The following is an 18,166-nucleotide window of genomic DNA, read 5'->3' on the forward strand; positions in this document are numbered from 1 at the left end:
TTGGTTAGGAAGGCATAGCTCCATGCAGCAGATCACCGCCGCTGCCCGCACCGTTCGTGAGGTTCTTCTGAATCGCCGCTACGGGATCGACTACTTTCAGCGGGAGTATCGATGGGGTGAACGGCAGGTCGAGGAGTTGCTGAAAGACCTGACGGAAGCATTCCTCGAAAACTACGAGCCCGGCCATGAACGCCAGCAGGTTGCTGGTTACGGACGGTACTTTTTGGGATCGATCATCACCAGCGAGAAGGATGGCATCCGCTATCTCGCTGACGGGCAGCAGCGCCTCTCCACCCTGACCCTGCTGCTCATCTACCTACATCGCTGCCTGAAGGATGCGGGGATCGACAACCCGGCACTGGAGCCGATGATTGCCTCTACGCACTACGGTCAGAGGACGCTCAACCTCGACGTCCCCGACAGGCGCGACTGCATGCTGGCGCTGCTGGCGGGCGAGGATTTCGATACGTCAAACGCCACGGAAGCAGTTCAACGGCTGAACGAGAACTACGAGTTCATTGAACAAGAGTTTCCTGCCGGTGAGATCGGCCCCACGGTAGTTCCGTACTTTGCCGACTGGTTGTCCGAAAAAGTCTATCTCGTAGAGATGGCAGCCGCGTCAGACGAGGACGCCTATACGATCTTCGAAACCGTGAATGATCGCGGCTTGTCTCTCACCCCGACAGAGATGCTCAAAGGGCATTTGCTCGCTTCGATCAGCGACGAAGGGCAGCGGATCGATGCGGGCAAGGTCTGGCGGGAGCGCGTTGAGGCGCTCAAGCGGATAGAAGGAAGCAAGGAAGAGGACGCGGAGGCCATCAAGGCGTGGCTTCGTAGCCAATACGCTGAGAGTATCCGGGAACGACGCCCCGGAGCTAAGCCGCAGGACTTCGACCGCCTTGGCACCGAGTTTCATCGTTGGGTGAGAGAAGGGGCGGAGGAATTGATTGGCCTCCGGACGAGTAGTGACTATGCCACGTTCATCAAGCGGGAATTTGCATTCTACGCGCGCTGGTATGAGGAACTGCGAAAAGCGAGCGTCGAGTCTCGGCCGGGTCTAGAGGCAATCTTCGCGAACGCAAGGCGCTACTTTACCCTTCAGTTTCCCCTGATGCTGGCGCCGCTGGTTCCCGGTGAGACCGAAGATGTCAGTCGGCGAAAGGTGCGGCTCGTAGCCACCTTCGTCGACATCCTGCTCGCCCGTCGTATCTGGGCAGGGCGAGGCATCGATTACTCACGGCTGGTCTATGCGATGTTTCTCGTGATGAGGGACATCCGTCGCCAGCCAGTTGGAGCCGTCGCCGAAGTTCTGCGGCGACGGTTGGACGGCACGTTCGAGGCGGACAAGGACACGTTCGAGGCGGTCGACCCCTTTGGAAGCGCGACCTTCCGTCTCACTCCGTCAAACCGCCGACCGATGCATCTGCTGCTCGCGCAATTGACCGACTGGGTGATGCAGCGGTCCGGGTATCCGAGCAATTTGCCTGACTACCTCAAGAGAAAGGGGCGAGGCGCTTTCGAGATCGAACATATATGGGCCGACAAGTTTGAGCGGCACTCCGACGAGTTCGCAAACCCGTCCGAGTTTCAGGAACATCGGAATCGGATCGGTGGGTTGCTTCTTCTGCCAAAGACGTTCAATGCCAGTTTTGGCGCGTTGCCCTTCGAGGAAAAGTCTCAACATTACGCCGCCCAGAACATGCTGGTCCGTGCCCTCACGGCGTCTGCGTATAGCAACAACCCGGGCTTCCTCGCGTTGAACGCAGAACTCGGCGGGGCCTTCAGATCATATCCCACGTTCAAGAAGGCCGATCTCGATGACCGGCAGGAAGCTGTACGGAAGCTCGCCAAGAAGGTTTGGTCGATAGAACGTCTTTTGGAAGCGGGCTGATGTCGACGGCTGCTTCGGACGGAAGGGCGGAATTCTGGCCTGACCGAGACGAGGCTCCATTGGCGGGTGACGCGCAGTTGTGGTCGGCCGAACGGAGGACGCGGCATTGCGGTCCGTGCTGGCGCGTGGGTGGAGGCGCTCGGTGATCTTGAGGTTCGCGACGACATTTCCCTTCCCGTGCAGGGTGCCGATGCTCTCATTGGCTAAGCGCTCATTGAGCGCGTGGCGGTCATGGCATGTCGTCTTCGGCAGGAGTGTCACTGTCCTTGCTGTCTGCCTCGTAGCGTCTGCTTGTGCCCCGCCTGCGCCCGCGCCCCCGTTAACCCTTCGCGCCCCGTCCCCGGCGCCGCCGCCTGTCTACACTCCGCGACGCACGGTAGCGGCCTCATGCTTTGAGTCGACGATAATGTCGCCGCAACCATTCCTTGGGAATCACGGAGAGGTATTCCGTCTCGCTGACGGATCACTCTGGGAGGTGCAGTTCGAGTATGAGTATCTATACGAGTACCTTCCGACGGTGATCATCTGTCCCGGTAGCGGTCGTCTCCAGATCGGCGCCCGGGCACTCAGAGTGCGCGCTATCGCGGCGGGTCCACGGGGAGGAAGCGCAGGTATATCGCCATCGCCATCAGAAGTCATTGAGTCGCGGATCGATGGTGAGTTCGAGGGTTGGGATGGGGAAACCATATTCCGCCTTCAGAATGGCCAGATATGGCAGCAGGCGCGGTACGCCTATCGATACCACTACGCGTATTCGCCACGCGTCACCATTATCTCGGGCGCGGGCAGCCATCAGATGATCGTGGAAGGCGTTAGCGACCGCTTGCCTGTGCAGCGTATTCGATAGGGGATGAAGCCACGGAGACGGCATGGAGTTCGTCACTGACAGGATCAGTCGGACCGTTCTGGGTTGTCTCTGAGCGGGACCAGATCACCGTCCTCGCCCTGACGGTACCGGTCACCGAAGCGGTCCCGTATGGCGAGATGCTGACTGTGGAGGCGGGCCACTACGACTACTGGTCCGATCTCGCGCGTCGTGGTGCGGCGTGGCTTCGAGCAGAGGGCCTCCCGACGGCGCCAATCTGGTCCGAATACGAGGAATGGCCTCGGGGCCGGGTGATGTACAATGCGGCCGCCAATCGCTTCGTGATCCGGGCGGATCGTCAGTTGCACAGGGCGTCGATGGTCGCGTTGATCGCCGCCAAGAGTTCCTGTTCTATCGGTGGGCGAGGTGGCTGCATGACGGCTCGCGTGGTCTCTCGGCCGATTCCCCCCGCAATGCTCCCGACCACAAGGGTCACAACGAGACTCAACCCGCCATAGAGCCATCGCTTGGCTTTGGAGGATGCCTGCTCTGAAGGGGCGGGGGAGGTGTTCATCGGGGGCGACCTGTTCGCTGTCTTTCAAGGGCGGCGTCTAGTCGTTGCGCTTCGTGATGATCAAAGCTGAATTCTGCGATCCCGTTATGCAACGGATGCGCAGTCGGAATGGAATGCGCGCCGCCGCTACGCGGTATGCATCATCATCAGGTGGAGTACTGTTTCAATTTGGCACCACAGGCGCCTTTTCGAGGCTGCGTGTGCAGCTTCATGGCGACGTCCCGTTAGAGGCGGGTGGTGAGTTCGGTAGCCCTTTGACCCCGGAAAGTGGCGGAACGACGGGGCTGGCTCCCACACTTGGATCGCGCGCGATGTCGGGCTGGGCGCTTAACGGTGGCTATGCGTAAATTGCCCTTGCGAAGCGTGATGGTATGCTGCATATATGCAGCATCGAATCACGGAGCTTCGGCATTATGCTCGACGATCAGGCTTCAGCGCGGCGTCTTTCCACGGTCATCGGCCGCATACGTAAGGAACTCGACCTCTCGCAGGCCGCTGTCGCCAAGGAGGCGGGCATCGACCAGAGCCGCGTCTCCCGGATCGAGAAGGGCGAGGTCACCAATACGGCCGACATCGAGAAGGTCATGGACGCCCTGTCCGCCCTCGGGTCCGAAGAGGTCGCGGCCTATCGGGATTTCGCCTCCCGCGATTGGGTCCATATCGAGCCGCCCTCTTTCTGGAACCCGCAGCGCGGTGGTCTCGAAGAGGCAGAGGAAACGCTCGCCAAGATCGAGGCGTTCCTCGCCGACGAGAAGCATCCGTGGCCGCTCCGCCGCGCCCTTGAGGGCCACAAGGCCGCCCTGTTGCGTGGTACGACGTTCTTGAACAGGACGTCTCACAACCTCGCCTTCATCGGGGATATCGGTGTCGGCAAGTCGACGGCGCTCGCCTTTGCCTTCGATCTGCTGGTGCCGCCGTCGCCGAGCGGAAAGCCCATGGACCGCCCGGTTCTGGAAACGGGCGCGGGCGGCACCACGATCTGCGAAGTGCATATCCGTCGTGGCCCGAACTATGGCCTCTCGATCCAGCCGGTGTCCGACAAGGAACTGCGGGACCTCGTGGCGGATTTCTGCGCGGCAAAGTGGATTGCCGTGAAGACCGAGGACAAGGTGGCGCGCGAGATCGCAGCGGTTAGCCGCGAGGGCGAGCGCGCCATCCGCAACATGTCGGGCCTTACACGCAAGGCGCAGCGTGAAGGCACCAAGACGACCTATCACGATCCGGTTCAGGATTTGATCCGTGACAGCGGAACGGAGGAAGAGTTCCGCACCCGCGTGTTCGAACTGATGCGTCTTGGTGAACGGACACGCCGGGACCTGTGGTTCGAGCCGTCGCTGAGTGCCCTTCCCATGGAGTGGCTGGCCAAGACCTTCCGGGAGATCAACAACGGCCGCGTGCCCGATGTCAGCTTGCCGAAGTCGATTGACGTTCTGATCCCGGACTTCGGTCACGAGTTCGGGGAACTCGATATCACGGTGATCGATACCAAGGGAGTGGATGATGTCGCCGTCCGCGAGGACCTCGACCTGCGCCTGCGCGATCCCCGGACGGCAGTGGTCTTCTGCTCGAAATTCAACGACGCGCCCGGCGTCAGTTCGAAAACGCTACTCCAGCACATGCGCCAGACCTTCACCGAGCCTCTCACGGCCGGAAAGGTCAGCATCTTGGCGCTGCCTCGCCCCGACGAGGCACGAGCCATGAAAGACGACATGGGCGAGACGGCCATGACGGACGAGGAAGGATACTCGTTCAAGGCCATGCAGGTGGAGAATGACCTTCGGACCTCGGGCCTTCCCGAGATCCCCGTCATCTTCTTCAACGCCCAGAGCGACGCTCCGAACGAGGTTCGCAAGCAGTTGCTCAACCAGTTGAGTGGAATGCGGGATGCGGCCGAGGATCGACTTTTCGAACTCAGCGCTGCCGTGGACGAGATCCTGTCCAACCACAAGGCGCAGTCCATGATCTTCGCGGTGCAGGAGGTCGCCGCCCGTTTACTAACGTTTCTTGAAGCCTTCTCGAAGCTCGGGGCGAGGGAGCGGCACGCGTACGAAGAAGCGATGAGCACTGTTCGTAACGTGCGCTATGCTTCGACGCTCTGGGCATCCACGCGTCGGAACGGCGACTATTCGAGTCTGAACTTGATGCACCAGATTGGCGTCGGCGCAGCGCGTGATGCGACCGTGCGTACCGCACGTTGGTTCGCCTCCCTAGACGATCATCTTGCGACTATGAAGAAGGACGGGGGCCTGAAGATGGCCTCAAAGACAATCGACCAGATCAGCAAGAGTGCGGCAGCGAGTCGTGTGACGTTCCTTGAGGCCGTCCAGCGCGCCGGGATGGAAGTCTATCAGGTGCCGCTGACGAGGTCGCGCGTTTGGTCAGAGTGCGCGAACGAGTGGGGCATGGGGCCCGGATACAAGGCGCGAGTTGCCCAACGGCTGGAGGATTGGTTCGAGAAGAGGGCCGATCTCAAGGACCGTCTCGAAGAGGTCGTGAGCAAGCTGTGGGAGACTACGGTGATGGCGCCATTGCTTCGGCTTGCCGACCAAGATGCACCTGCGCCAGACGCGACAGTGCCGACGAACGTTCTTCAGTTTCCGAAGAGGGCCTGAACCATGGCGACCGTCGAGAACCACGTTGAGCAGTCTTTTCCCGTAGCACTGCCGCGCATGACGCGCCACGCGTCAGAGCGGCACCAGCAGCGGGCGATCCCCTCGCTGGTGACATCATTGATCCTCGAATTCGGGACCACCGTGCGTCATGCGGGCGCCGATGTCTTCTATCTCGACAAGAAGGGGCGCAAGCGCCTTCGCGATGCGGTCGGCGGCGAGCGAAGCCTTCGTCTCATCGAGCCGATGCTGAACACCTTCCTAGTTCTCGGCGATGATGGGGTGGTCGTGACCGTTGCTCGCCGCCAGCATCGCCTCAGAAGGCCGTGACACGATGTCATTCATCGTCCTTCTGGGCTTGGCTGTTTTCGTCGCGATTGTGATTGCGGTGTGGCCAAAGCCACGGCCGATCCCAGCGCGCTCCCGGCGGGCGTCCGCTCAGCTTTCGAGCGGGCTGCGAGACGTCCGGCGGGAGGTCGAGCAGATCGAGCGCGGCATTCGCGATCTTCGAGCCGACTGGTCGGTTCTCGTAGCCCAGCACGCTCTCGAAGCGGAGGCGGAGAAGCCGACCGAGGCCAAGCCGAGGGCAACTCGGAAGCATTGGATTCAGACCTTCAACGAGGCCGAATGCTTTCGCTACGTCAGCCTTGCCGGAAACCCGCACTACTTCCGGCCGCTCGGAAAGGTTTACCGGAACGAGGTTTACTACATCAAAGTGCAGCGCATCCGGACGGGCGAGGTCTTGGACATCATGACCACGGCCCTTGAGCCATGCACACTGGCGGAGGGCGGTGACGACCCAGCCACCGATGACGCGCGGACGCGGAACAACAGGACTGCGTGGGCATGACAATGCTGGGGCGGCATGGCTGTCTGGGTGGCTGCACGACGCGAGTGAACGGTATCAAGCGGCGCATTGGGCAGTGCGGCGATACTCGAAGGGGCTCAACGCGGCCCCGTTCGTAAAACCCTTTCTTCAAGGCACCGGCAGGCGCCGCAGATTTCTGGCGTTCCTCGGTCCCGTCGAGGCTGAGTCGGAAACCATCCATTTTCACCGGAAATCTTGGCGAGCGAGCTACGGCTACAGGGCTTGAGAACTCTTTGGCCTACGGATTCGAGGCATGACCAATGGTGAATCTGCGTGGAGACGGTGCACCTCAGCGGTTGGGCAAAGCTGTCGGGCAAGAACCAAGATCAAGTCCTGACTCTCCGTTCTGCAAGCACGAAAAAGGCGCAATATCGTAGCTTCTCTATCGTCATTCGCAACGCACCGATATGGATCGATAGAGTCTACACTCACCTCAAGCAACTCGGCCATTCTGTGTATGAGGTGCATATCAGGGTAGTGTCTATTTGTTTCCCATTGTGCAAGCGCTTCGCGCCCGGCGCCTAGAAGTTCTGAAAACACTTCCTGCGTCCAGCCTTGCTTGTGGCGCGCTGCGGCAATGCGGCCACCAACAGTCGTAGTGTCGGGATTGCTCTTTCGACCCATTCCACGCTTCCTCGCCAAAAGTCCAATCCGCCTACAACGTTCCAGCGCGGCGCCCATTCTTGGCGCCGTCTTGAGCGTGTCGAAAACCATCCGGTTGTCTCGACCAGTCTCGGCCGCGCCGTAGTGAGGGGACAAGTGGCCGGACGCATCAGGGCCAGCTTGTCGGCGCCACCTCCATCACGGACAAGGAGAGGGGGCGTTCGTGACGTTGCTGGCAGCGGTTCTAGCTGTTCGTGATCAGTCTCGCGCAGTTGCCTCGGCAAGCACCGCATAGACCGACGACCGCGAGATCCCGAGCCGTGATGCGATTTCGACCGGCTTCAAGCCTTCCGCTTTCAGCCCACGCACGGCCTCGGCTTGCCGCCGGGCGGTCGGCGCTCGACCACGGTACTTACCGTCCGCCTTCGCCTTGGCGATGCCTTCGCGCTGGCGTTCGAGCATCGGGGCGCGGGTATCGAGTTCGGTGTCTCCCATCGACAACACCCTTAGGCGACGCCCTTGGCTTCGAGGACGGAGATTATGCCGAGCAGGGCCGTGGCGGATCGCGCAAGTCTACAGGGTTTGGTCACGACCACGACGTCGTTCTCGCAAACGAACTCGGTCATGGTCCGCAACTGCCGGTAAGTTCTTTATCTAAAGCATAAGACTGGAGTTACGGCCGCTTGCATCTGCCGCGCAATCTCGCGCAAGTCGGCGCGGTCCGCTGGCGCGGCCTTCTCAGTGAGTACACCATTCTCCAATAGGAAAGCGTCGGCCACCTGCCCTCGGATCGCGTAGTTCATCGTCTGCGGCACCGTGCCCGTCGCACGCATCACCGCGCGGTCGCTGATGCGCGCAACGGCCACACCGATGGCAAGGCCTGCTTCGTCGAGCAGCGGGCCGCCGCTATTACCCGGTTGCATGGCCGCGTTGATCTGAAAATGCATCGGATCATCGCCGAGCCCAACCAGCGAGGTGACAATGCCGTTCGTGAGATTGAGGCTTGTCGAGATGGCTCCGTACAGCGGGTAGCCGAACAAGCTGACTGCTTCGCCGAGGTCGATGGTGGGGTCGCGCCGGAAGCGCACGACTGTCGGAGTGGACCGACCCGGAGCACGAAGCAGGGCGAGGTCGCGGCGGGTGTCGGCGCGCAAGATGTCGAGGCGCGTTCCATCTGCCAGCGCAATGCGGCGACAGCCGTCAATGACATGTTGATTAGTTAGGAAGATGCCATCTCTGCGCACCGCGAAGGCCGTGCCCGAGCCGATGATCTCCTCGCCACGCGGAGGTGCCGGAGGCTCGACGGGCCGCGTGGGGGCAGCGGTTACCGGCTGAGGTGCGGGCGCGGGGGCGGCGGGCGGAGGTGGTGACGCCATGAGCCGTCCAATAACGGGGCCGAGCACCGGGGCGTCGTAGGGGGCGTCGATTACGGACCTGCCCGTGGGTGAGAACTCGGCGCTGACGGCCGTGATGACGCGCGATACGTCGGTCCGCCCCCGGTCGACACCTGCCACGAAGCCGTGCCACTCAGTCCCAATGCGGTCGAACCGCACGTACATGGTGGTCCCGTTTCGCAGGTCTAGGGAGAGTACCTGCCGGAATTCGCGGTCGAGACGATAGGCGATACTCGCCACCCCATCCCCCCGAGACATCTGGGTGAGGAACTCCCGCATGGCAGGCAGGTCCATACCGTTGCGCAGTGCCGTCAGGGTGATCGAAGGGTCTCCCCTGAAGTCCGTGGCGAACACGCCGGGGCTCGGAGTCCTCCGCTCGTTGGGCTGCACGAGACGCGCCGGGTAGCCCATCCAAACCCCTGTGTGCGGCTCTTGGAACATTGTCCAACCCACCGCCTCCCGCGCTCGGATTGACTGCCGGAATAGCAGCGTCAGTTCCATTTCATTGAAAGTCTCGGATGTTCGGAGGTTGTTAGCGCGGCGCCAGTTGCGCGCCGCCTCAGCCGCCATCCGGCCCCAGCCGCCGTCCTTAAGGCCGACATATGTGCTGGCCCAAATGAGCGCATCCTGCATCATCTGGATTTCGGTCCGGGTCAGGCTACGCGGGTCGTATTCGCGCTCTGACTGTGCGGAGCTTTGGCATGGCATGAGCACAACGAGCAGCAGGAGTAGCGCTGACGGTCGGCACCAGCAGGCACATCGCGATGCGAAGGTACCCATGCGTGCGGCTGTCGCAAAATCAGTCCGTTTCACGCCTGAACTCCCGGGTGGGGCGGATTATTGCGAGATAGATACCAATAGCGGCACTGCTTGCGGAAGTGGACGCTGGCTCGCAACTTTACTTAGCATGTCGGAGCGAGGGAAATTCGGCGCTGATGCCGCCCGGCGTCGAGGTGCGTCGGCTTGATGGACGGAGTTACGGGCTGCGGATGAGCGACTCTGCGGCAGCGTACGCTTGGGATGTCCCCCCGTTCGTAAATCCCCCTCTTCGGAGCGGCGGCAGGCCCCGAAGCCTTCCGAGGTTTTTGGGTCGTGCGATGGCTGTGTCTGAAACCATCCATCCTCGGTGATGCCGGTCATCTGGAGCGAAGGCTTCTTGGCGACGGCATCATCACGAGGCGTCGAAGGGGCATGTAGGCTTCTCCAAATCCTCCGCCATGAGAGAAAGCATCTTTGTAATGGCGGTTAGGGGAATCGTAACCTGAACCCCGATTCCTCGATCCTTTGTATAAGACTCGTGGCCGGATATTCTCACCAATTTGTGAGAGCTATCGATCTCTACTTGGAACACTTCCACAATATTGCTATAAATAGTAGATGATCGAGGGCGCGTTTTGATTTTAATCGCCGATTCGATCTCAGATTCAAGCTGCCTTCGACTTACTTTCGCCACTACAGTCGATCTCCCCAAAGCGTTTTATTGTTGCAGACTAAGAGCGAACCAGTGCTTGCCTGCATCGTGCTCTTTTTGTTTGAGATCACCCGAGTCTGACAAGACGCCAGAAGCGTCGTCGTAAACTGCGCGGAGCGAGCGCTTCACGCCGCGACTCCGGACTGAGCCAGCATCGCATAGACCGACGACCGCGAGATCCCAAGGCGAGCCGCGATCTCGACGGGCTTGAGGCCCTCCGCCTTGAGTCCGCGTACCACATCGGCCTGTCGCCGGGCCGTCGGCGCGCGTCCCTTATAGCCCCCCATCGCTTTACAGCGCGCGATGCCCTCCCGCTGGCGTTCGAGCATGAGGCTTTTTTCAAATTCGCCAATTGCCGCAAGCACGGTCAGCATCAGGCGTCCGGTCGGGCTCCGGGTGTCGAGTTCGCTGCCCGCCATGGACAGGACCCGCAGGCCGACCCCTTTGGTTTCCAAGGTGGCGATGATGCTCAGCAGGTCCGTCGTCGACCGGGCGAGCCTATCGGGCTTGGTGACGACCGCCTGATCCCCCTCCCGGAGGAACTCCAGCATCAGCCGAAGCTGCTCGCGCTTCCCGGTGGCACTGACCTGCTCGGCGAAAACCTTTTGGCACCCGGCGGCTTCCAGATCCCGGATTTGGGCGTCCAGTCCCGCCTGTTGGTCGAAAGAAGACGTGCGAGCATATCCGACGATCAAGGGCATCTCCGTCCAGTTGCGGTCTTGGACGTTGATCGCATGAAGTCCAAAAACGTCAAGACAATTCATGCTGGACAGATTGGGGCGACCAGAGAAGGTCCAGCAGGGGCAAGATCATCTTGGACGCGGGCCTGTTGACCGGTGTCCATCTGTGCGCCGTAGATCCGCCTGTTACATCGCGATGGTACTTCCACAGAGTTATTGAACATTCGGATGAATTTGTTGACGATACTACAAATTATCGAGATATCTACCGCGCCTCTATGTAGTTTGGAGTGAAGATGATTCGGTCACTTTGCATAGCTTCGGCCGCAACACGGGGAATCTCCATACAAAACGATTGGTGACCTCTTGGAGTTATTACATAATCGGAAGATTCTCCTGCATCAGGGAGTCCCCAAATAATATTTGTCGAGCGCCCTTCGCGATGCGCTGCAATAGACCATCTATATCTTAGTATGCTTTGGTTGGTGAGATTTGTGATAGTTATCAGGATCGGTCTACTTGAATCGCAGCGGTCGGATGGGTAACCAACGGCCATACGCATTTTGCCGTCGAACGAAATGGATGGATCATATTCGGCGTTTCTGTGCTGGTATTGCGTGTTTTTTGTTAGTTCGTAGATTCCTGCTCCAGATATTAATAATAAGAATGCTACACCGCACAGGATGCTCTCGCGCCATATTGTCTCTAATAGCTTAAGGAGTACTTCGCCGGACTTTACTGGTTTCTCAAGCTTTCCGACATAAAACGGGCCGTTCCACGTCGCCCGGATCGCTCCGCGAATGCCCACGATTCTCACCTCTTCCTTGCAAACACAGCCCAAGATTGAACCAGAACGCGCCAATCTGACAGCATTCAGAGCCCATTTGACAGTTCCTATGGATGAGCGCTGCGCCTGATGAGGGGCGCGCCCATCGCGACGTGGATCATCGCCTCGGAGGCGCCGAGGTCGCGCTCATAGGCGCGGACGAGACAACGCCAGCGGACCATCCAGCCGAAGGCCCTCGGCGCCACCCAGCGGCGCGGGATGGTCTCGAAGCCGTGTTCCTTATCGGTGCGCCGGACGATCTCGATGACGGAGTCGCGGAAGCGACTGAGACAGAAGCCCGCCGTGGGCGGTGAGTTTCTTTGGGGCTCAGAAAAGAGGGCTGGACGTCTGTCCTGTATGAAATAGCCTGCGTCGCAAGGGCTAACACTGAAGATGAGATCGGGATTGTCCAATAGGTTGGCTGTATTCATCGCCGTCACCGCGACGACCTTCTTGGGTACGATGCTGGCTCCAGCCGCCGCCCAACCGCTTCCTCGCATCGAAGTCGCTGGCGAGTTCCACGGCCCCCATCGTGTTTTGGTGGATGGGGTCGTTGTTTTCACGGACACCGAGGCCGCCACGGCGAGCGTGAAGCAGGTGGTCATGAGCGGGGCCGCCCGGTTTGCCCTGATCGAGTTCAATTCGGGGGGGACGGCGTGCCCTGCGATGTACCGGGCCATCGACCTGTCAGGTCCGAGCCCGGTCGTCTCGCCCGAATTCGGGACGTGTAGCGACCTTCCGGCTGGCTCAGTTCGCGAGGGCCTTCTTCACGTGACGATGCCGCACATCGGACGACGCGGAACCGAAGCGTTCACGTTTGGGCGCGGGCGCCTGACCGCAGGTGGGCGGCCCGTCGGTGCTGCGCCCGGCGCCTCCGTCTCAGCGCCGCAGGCGACCGCTCGGCCGCCCGAGGCGGTTCAACGTCCGGCATCCCGGCAATGGGAGCGGGTGTCCGACCGGGACGATATGGCCGCCGCCGAAGTGCGTGGCCAGCGCGGCGTGGTGCTGCGCTTCCAGTGCGACGTGTCGGGCAGCGTCGGATCTCTGAAGGCCCGCCTCGTCGTCCCGGTGGGCTTCCCGACCCGGATCGAGCCGGGTGCCGTGAGTCTCGTCGTCGGCAGGCAGGCGCACCCGCTTCCGATGCAGCACGTGGCCGACAGTGACGAGGGGACGATGAACGAGGCGGCTGTGTCGGATCGCAGCGGGATCTCTCGCTTTCGCGACATCGTCGAGACCATGGAACTCGGGAGCGGCAACTTCGAAGTTCGTGCCGGTTCGACGGTCGTGGATCGCTTCGTTCTGGCCGGGGTCGACTGGATCGGCGATGGCGTCGTGAACCGCTGTTCTCCCGCCTACATCAATGCTGCCGCCATTGCCCGGGGGAATTCGAACGCGCAGGTCCTCGTCGGGATGCAGATGTCCGCCAATGGCCGTTGTCGTGGTGGGTCGGGCGACGATCCGTTGACGTGGGAAGCATGCGCCGAACGGCTGGCGTTCCAACGACGTCTGGCTGCCCTGAACTGGTGCTACGGGCGTCGGGGGGAGGCTGGCTACCAGATGCAGTGGCATCGTTGTGCGGCCAACTCTCTGCGATGAAGGTAGGGCGAAGGGACTAGCCAGCATATGCATCGTCCGCCCGAGATCATTCTTGCGGAGCAGGCGCCGTTGTCGAGTGCGCAACTGGCATTTCGGCTTTCGGCGAAAGGGCGCCTCGACTTCGCGTTACCGCACTCCGTCTGGATGGACCACCAATACTCGGCCCCCGCTCAGGAGCGGCCGAAGCCGATTGCCCCCCGAGGTCATGAACGATGGTACACGTTCATGCAGGTGGTGCGGCGCGCTGTGAATCCTCGATCTAAGCGCCGGGTCACGGTGCTGAGCGGCGGCTCGATGTCGGGCATGTCTGCGCGACGTCGATGACGAGTTCCGGTGAGAAAAGGGGCGAGGTGCTTTCGGAGCGTGAGCGCGAGTTGATCCAGAAGCACGGAGACTTCTATCGCGCCTTGAATGGCGGCCGCCGAAAGCCAGAAACCCCGGAACAAGAACGCTTCGTGCAGGTCTGCCGGGGCCAGCTTCCGCCGGAGACCGAGCACGAGTCTACCTTCACGAAGTACCTTCGTATCGAGTTGGCTCGCCGCGAGGCTGATCACGCTCGTCAGAAGGAGGCAGAGGCGGCACGAAGCGCGACAGACATCGAGGATGCTCCGGGGCAGCGCTCGTATCCGTCGCGTCTCGGGTCAACCCTCGACAAGGCAAATGGGCGGCCGCCGCGAAGCTGAGCCCGCCTACCGCGCCATTTCCAGCGCTCGCATGACCTGATTCCGGCACTCCAACGCTCCCGTCTCGTTCAGGTTCGGCTGTCGGTCTCCGCAGAACACGGCCACGCTGCCGCTATTGCCTCCGGACGGGTGGGGAAGATGCACCACAATTCGTCCCATGGCTCCATAGGCGTAGTTCACGTTGCGCCCCGGCTCCAACGGCACCCCATGGAGAAGGCCCATCACCTCGCTGACGTAGGTACGATCAATACCGAGCATCGCGACCAGCCGGACCGAAGCCGGAAGCCTCCCGAGCACGTGCTGGCTTGCGCAGTTGCTCACGAATGAGGGACGGGCCGAGATCGTCTTCCCGAGAATGCTACCTGAAGTCGCCACCCACTTTCCGTGCGAGAGGATTTCAACGGAGCACCTGACCAAGGATGCGAACCCGAAGCGCCTCTCCGTGGGTAGGAAGAGCGCGCTGAGACTCGCGCCGGGATCGAGGAGACCGATCTCCACGAGGAGACGCTTGAGATTGGGGCGCATTCGGCCCTGAGCATCGTTGAACGGAATGCCCTCCAACCGCTCGCCCGCATCGAGCCGCTGGTTCTGACCCGGCCCTTTCGAGAAGCCGAGGACGAGGATCTCGGGATTCGCTGAGCCCCAGTACGCGGGGTTGGCGCGAATGCGCCAGCGCGTCTGGGCAACCGCGAACTCCTGCTTCTCCGCGCTGTTCCACGGGACCGATGTGTTCGAGAAGCAGGATCGGCACGGAGTAGGGCCATGCTCGAAGGCCCCGTGATTCGCTGCCATGCTCATGGGCTTATCGATCCGCCCACTCGACGGCAGCGACGATCCCCCAGTTTCCCTTCGCGTTCGGTCGACGCCAATGAGCAGTGGGTACGGACTTCAGGTAGTCTAGCGCTGAGTGGAAAGTGGTGAACTTCCTTTCCTCACCCTTGTCGCCGACTTGGTAGTAACCGCTCCGAAGCAGGTGTTCGCCAAAATGGGTGCCATCACGGGCGACTGGTACGTTCATCACTTTCTCCTTTTGTTCTGAGATTCCACAAAAAAAGGAGGGACCAAATTCTTGGTCCCTCCTGAAAGGTTTGCCATCAAGAAAGAAACAATCGGCCACGGCCGACGTCATTGTTGTCGCTTGAGACGAGCGCTGGGGCAACTTCTTTGTTTAGGCGAGTTTGGACATTTCGTGCGAAATGTCCCATCTGAGGGCAATGAGTTCCGGCGGCGACAAGCGAGACGAAGTGGATGCGCTAAGGGCCGAGATTCTGCGTCTTTCGAGCCGCCTCCTCCGTAGGTCCGGCGCGACGACGGCAGCCAATCGAGTTCGCTCAACGCGCGCGGCCGATCTCGATGCGAAGGTCGTTGAACTCGCGCGCGAGCAGCATCCGTATCCGGCGGCGCCCTACTTTTACCCGACCTACGTCAGCTTCACGAAGTTGGCGGACCTCCTAAACCAACGCGGCATTGCTGCACCAAGAGGTGGTGTGTGGACTGCACGGCAAGTCCATCGTGCGATCTACCGCTACCTAGATCGCGAAGGGTTCCGCGTCGGCCACTTTTGAAGGACACCATTCGCCGTGACGATAAATCGACGGAGACCCGAGCATCGTGCTCGATGCCTCCGGAGAAGAACCATGTCCTCGAACTTCAAGGTCCCACCACACAGCCACCCTCACGTAGCCGAAGTCTCTTTCGATCCAGTCCGATGGCGTGACTTGGAGCGTCTGATCGTCGACCGCGATGAACTGAAACTGCTCGGCGTCGATCAGTCGGAGCCCGACATCTGGACAGCGCACGTCGCCTGCGCATCTCGCGCCGTGAAGAACCTCATGGAAGACTGGGGCTGACGTCGCGGCGTCATCGACGCCGTCGTCGCAGAGATTCGGACGCCAAGAACTCTGGTTCACGATGAGCGCGCCGACATCGTCCACGACTCAGCATCATCGATCTACGCGTGCCGAGATCCTCGCCCGAGACACTGAAGTCCAGCAACTCGTCGAGGAACTCCGGTGCGCCCGACAAAGGAACTGGGACATTCTGGCCGACTGCATCGAACGATGCCATTCGGCCTCCATTGCCCGCGCCGGATGGCGGTCATCTTCAGATGCCTCGTCGAGAGCCGCTGATCGATATCGGTGCAAGGCGCTCGCTTGTCCGAGTTGCGGCACGAGCATGTGGCGGAAGGCGATGAGGAAGACCCTCGGCCGCTTCCACGACGTCGATGTCCGTGACCTCTCTCTTGTGACCATCACGGGTTCCTGCGCGGCGAACATGGAGGCGGTGCGGGTCGAGGTTCGGAGGATGCGTCGGAGCCTGCGCGATCTTCGAGATGCTCAGGCCGAAAGGCGACCATGGTGGCGTGACGTTCGGATCGCTGGGCTCGCGGACCTGATGCCAGCCGGGGATCACGGCGCGTTTCTCGTCCAGCCCGTCGCGTGCCTTCTCGTGCATCACCCGCGCGTGCCTCGGAGCAGTGTCGAGCGGGTCATGCGGGATTGGTTCTTGGGCTCGGGCAGGGACGTCGGCGTCGAGACGTATCGCGAGGATGCCTTCTTGAGCTTGCTGCCGGGTGCCGGACTGCCGATGCCGTGGCGGGCTCTGGTGGGCGCGACGCTGTTCGACTGGGGAAGGGCGTTGGAGCCGTTGCTGGTTGCGGTTGGGCCGCAGGGCGGCGGCCGATCTGGTCGTGATCCGGCGGTCGCGCGCGCGCCGGAAGGGCGGCGGGCAACGGCGTTTCGAGAGCCGATGCCGATCCTGTTCTGAGAGCGTTCTGGGCGTGCCGGGCCGTCGGGGAAGCGGATGGTTGAAGCGCGTGGAAGTTCCTATAATGTTCTTACACCGTGCGCCTCATCGACCTCCGTTACGACGCAGCATGGCGGCTGCGGTGTCCCCACTGTCAGCACACCGCAACCGTCGACCGGCAGTGGCTCGCGCGTGCGCAGACCAGCGCATGGGAAGCTGATGCCGATGCCGTGCTGAGGCGCCCTCGATGCGGCCGGTGCCGGGAGGTCCCGAGGATTTCGAGGGTCATCCATCCTGCGGCTCAGGATCGGCTAGGGAACGTCAAACCGATCCGAGAATGAGAAAATTCAATGGAGTAAACCGAGTGTGTTTGGAACGGGTCGAGTTCCTGCGCCAGACGGCGAGCGATGGTGTTGAGAAGGCAGAAGAGAAAGCCAGCCGCCGCCATCCACGCCATGCCGCGCAAGGTGGCCGCGCGCGTCGGCCGCGCGGGGGCGCCGGTCACGTCGATGCCGTCCCTCGCGCAAGCACCCGGCGCAGTGCGCCGTTGAAGGCTTCCGGCGCCTCGTAGGACACCCAATGGCCGGCGCCGGGAATGCTCTCGGCCGTCGCGCCCGCGCGCATGCTGCGGATCAGGTCGAGCCGCAGGCCGACATAGGGGCGCGCGATGGCATCGAGTTCGCCGTAGATGGCAGCGAGCGGCGCCCGCCCTCGCTCGATCGCCTGCTTGAGCGAATCCGTATTGGCCCAGCCGCGGCTCTTGAAGCGGGCGCGGCGGGTATGGAGGTCCTGCATGGCCAGGGCGGCTTCATCGATGCGGGACGCATCGGCGAACATCAGTGCGGCGAGGTTGTGGCGGTTCGCATCGTCCCGCCCGGTGCCTTCGAGGTGACGGACCTTCACCAGCTGCGTCGGGCTGCGTTCGAAGCCGAGCGCCCCCGCGCCGATCACGGTCAGTGACAGGCACCGTTCCCGGTCCAGCGCCGCGAGATGCCCCGAGCAAAGCGCACCGAAGGAGAAGCCTGCGAGGTCGTATCCAGCGCCATCCGGCACGACCAGGCGGAGCCCCTCGGCCAGGATCGGGGCGATCGTCTCCGGCGCGGCCGGCATTGGCGGCATGTCGCTGTCGCCAAGGCCGGGAAGATCAGGGCAGATCACGAGGCGATCCGTGGCAAAGGCCGGGATGTTGCGGAGCCAGTGCCGCCACGACCCCGACCCGCCATGCAGCAGCACCAGGGGCCGGCCCTGTCCCCAGGCGCGCCAGACCATCGTCCCTTCGCCGCATGGCGTCTCCGCGCGGCGCGCCAGTGCCGCGACCGCACGCAGTTCGGCATGCGGTTCATCCCGCGCTGCGTTCGCGACCCACTCCCCGAAGCCCATGCTGCCCACTTCCTCCTGCCGGCCGGCCGCATCCTAGGCCA

The 18,166-nt window shown here is 61.8% G+C and carries 17 protein-coding genes and 1 pseudogene; 7 read left to right on the forward strand and 11 right to left on the reverse strand.

The features are described 5' to 3' along the window. The first annotated feature begins 22 nt into the window (after positions 1 to 22). A complete protein-coding gene (locus AC2YHJ_RS11475; protein WP_487396127.1) occupies positions 23 to 1,891 on the forward strand; it encodes a DUF262 domain-containing protein in 1,869 nt (622 codons plus the stop codon). A 628-nt stretch (positions 1,892 to 2,519) separates the two neighbouring features. On the opposite strand, the gene AC2YHJ_RS11480 is transcribed toward AC2YHJ_RS11475, so the two are convergent. Beyond that, positions 2,520 to 2,684 (reverse strand): hypothetical protein, encoded by a 165-nt coding sequence (locus AC2YHJ_RS11480; protein WP_487396128.1) that lies wholly within the window; start codon positions 2,682 to 2,684, stop codon positions 2,520 to 2,522. Between the two features lie 999 nt (positions 2,685 to 3,683). Between AC2YHJ_RS11480 and AC2YHJ_RS11485 the strand changes: the two genes are divergently transcribed. From AC2YHJ_RS11485 to AC2YHJ_RS11495, 3 genes are read left to right on the forward strand one after another with little or no spacing between them, the layout of a single operon-like run. Beyond that, positions 3,684 to 5,882 carry a helix-turn-helix domain-containing protein gene (locus AC2YHJ_RS11485; RefSeq protein WP_487396129.1) on the forward strand — a complete coding sequence of 733 codons (2,199 nt, stop codon included), beginning with the start codon at positions 3,684 to 3,686 and terminating at the stop codon, positions 5,880 to 5,882. Positions 5,883 to 5,885: 3 nt separating this feature from the next. After that, positions 5,886 to 6,209 (forward strand): hypothetical protein, encoded by a 324-nt coding sequence (locus tag AC2YHJ_RS11490; protein ID WP_487396130.1) that lies wholly within the window; start codon positions 5,886 to 5,888, stop codon positions 6,207 to 6,209. Positions 6,210 to 6,213: 4 nt separating this feature from the next. Continuing rightward, on the forward strand, positions 6,214 to 6,729 hold the full coding sequence (locus tag AC2YHJ_RS11495; RefSeq protein WP_487396131.1) for a hypothetical protein: 516 nt from the start codon (positions 6,214 to 6,216) through the stop codon (positions 6,727 to 6,729). 231 nt (positions 6,730 to 6,960) lie between these two features. On the opposite strand, the gene AC2YHJ_RS11500 is transcribed toward AC2YHJ_RS11495, so the two are convergent. From AC2YHJ_RS11500 to AC2YHJ_RS11525, 6 genes and pseudogenes are all read right to left on the reverse strand, one after another. Then, the gene (locus AC2YHJ_RS11500) at positions 6,961 to 7,461 is read right to left on the reverse strand and encodes a helix-turn-helix domain-containing protein (RefSeq protein WP_487396133.1); all 501 of its coding nucleotides are present in this window, start codon (positions 7,459 to 7,461) and stop codon (positions 6,961 to 6,963) included. Positions 7,462 to 7,608: 147 nt separating this feature from the next. Further along, entirely contained in the window at positions 7,609 to 7,845 is a 237-nt protein-coding gene (locus tag AC2YHJ_RS11505; RefSeq protein WP_487396134.1) for a helix-turn-helix domain-containing protein, read from the reverse strand. Positions 7,846 to 7,856: 11 nt separating this feature from the next. Next, positions 7,857 to 7,985 (reverse strand): recombinase family protein, encoded by a 129-nt coding sequence (locus tag AC2YHJ_RS11510; RefSeq protein WP_487396135.1) that lies wholly within the window; start codon positions 7,983 to 7,985, stop codon positions 7,857 to 7,859. A gap of 15 nt (positions 7,986 to 8,000) precedes the next feature. After that, on the reverse strand, positions 8,001 to 9,380 hold the full coding sequence (locus AC2YHJ_RS11515; protein WP_487396136.1) for a S1 family peptidase: 1,380 nt from the start codon (positions 9,378 to 9,380) through the stop codon (positions 8,001 to 8,003). 960 nt (positions 9,381 to 10,340) lie between these two features. Continuing rightward, positions 10,341 to 10,910: a recombinase family protein gene (locus AC2YHJ_RS11520; RefSeq protein WP_487396189.1), complete on the reverse strand. Its 570-nt coding sequence runs from the start codon at positions 10,908 to 10,910 to the stop codon at positions 10,341 to 10,343. 879 nt (positions 10,911 to 11,789) lie between these two features. Continuing rightward, positions 11,790 to 12,002, reverse strand: a pseudogene (locus AC2YHJ_RS11525) (IS5/IS1182 family transposase); the annotation flags it as partial. 136 nt (positions 12,003 to 12,138) lie between these two features. On the opposite strand from AC2YHJ_RS11525, the gene AC2YHJ_RS11530 reads away from it, so the two are divergent. Together AC2YHJ_RS11530 and maoP are read left to right on the forward strand one after the other, a co-directional pair. Continuing rightward, positions 12,139 to 13,317, forward strand: a complete 1,179-nt coding sequence (locus tag AC2YHJ_RS11530; protein WP_487396137.1) for a hypothetical protein — start codon at positions 12,139 to 12,141, stop codon at positions 13,315 to 13,317. 320 nt (positions 13,318 to 13,637) lie between these two features. Continuing rightward, positions 13,638 to 14,000 carry a DUF413 domain-containing protein gene (gene maoP / locus AC2YHJ_RS11535; protein WP_487396138.1) on the forward strand — a complete coding sequence of 121 codons (363 nt, stop codon included), beginning with the start codon at positions 13,638 to 13,640 and terminating at the stop codon, positions 13,998 to 14,000. Positions 14,001 to 14,006: 6 nt separating this feature from the next. On the opposite strand, the gene AC2YHJ_RS11540 is transcribed toward maoP, so the two are convergent. Beyond that, complete coding sequence (locus AC2YHJ_RS11540) at positions 14,007 to 14,798, reverse strand: hypothetical protein (protein ID WP_487396139.1); 792 nt, start codon at positions 14,796 to 14,798, stop codon at positions 14,007 to 14,009. A 731-nt stretch (positions 14,799 to 15,529) separates the two neighbouring features. Next, positions 15,530 to 15,934, reverse strand: a complete 405-nt coding sequence (locus tag AC2YHJ_RS11545; protein ID WP_487396140.1) for a hypothetical protein — start codon at positions 15,932 to 15,934, stop codon at positions 15,530 to 15,532. A 256-nt stretch (positions 15,935 to 16,190) separates the two neighbouring features. On the opposite strand from AC2YHJ_RS11545, the gene AC2YHJ_RS11550 reads away from it, so the two are divergent. Next, positions 16,191 to 16,766, forward strand: coding sequence for a hypothetical protein (locus AC2YHJ_RS11550; RefSeq protein WP_487396141.1), 576 nt, complete (start codon positions 16,191 to 16,193; stop codon positions 16,764 to 16,766). A gap of 280 nt (positions 16,767 to 17,046) precedes the next feature. Here the strand turns inward: AC2YHJ_RS11550 and AC2YHJ_RS11555 are convergent, their stop codons facing one another. After that, entirely contained in the window at positions 17,047 to 17,250 is a 204-nt protein-coding gene (locus AC2YHJ_RS11555) for a hypothetical protein (RefSeq protein WP_487396144.1), read from the reverse strand. Further along, positions 17,247 to 18,125, reverse strand: a complete 879-nt coding sequence (locus AC2YHJ_RS11560) for an alpha/beta fold hydrolase (protein WP_487396145.1) — start codon at positions 18,123 to 18,125, stop codon at positions 17,247 to 17,249. The genes AC2YHJ_RS11555 and AC2YHJ_RS11560 overlap by 4 nt, the downstream gene beginning before the upstream one ends. Positions 18,126 to 18,166: the final 41 nt, after the last annotated feature.

It is taken from the genome of Roseomonas sp. SRI_022 (assembly GCF_057586215.1).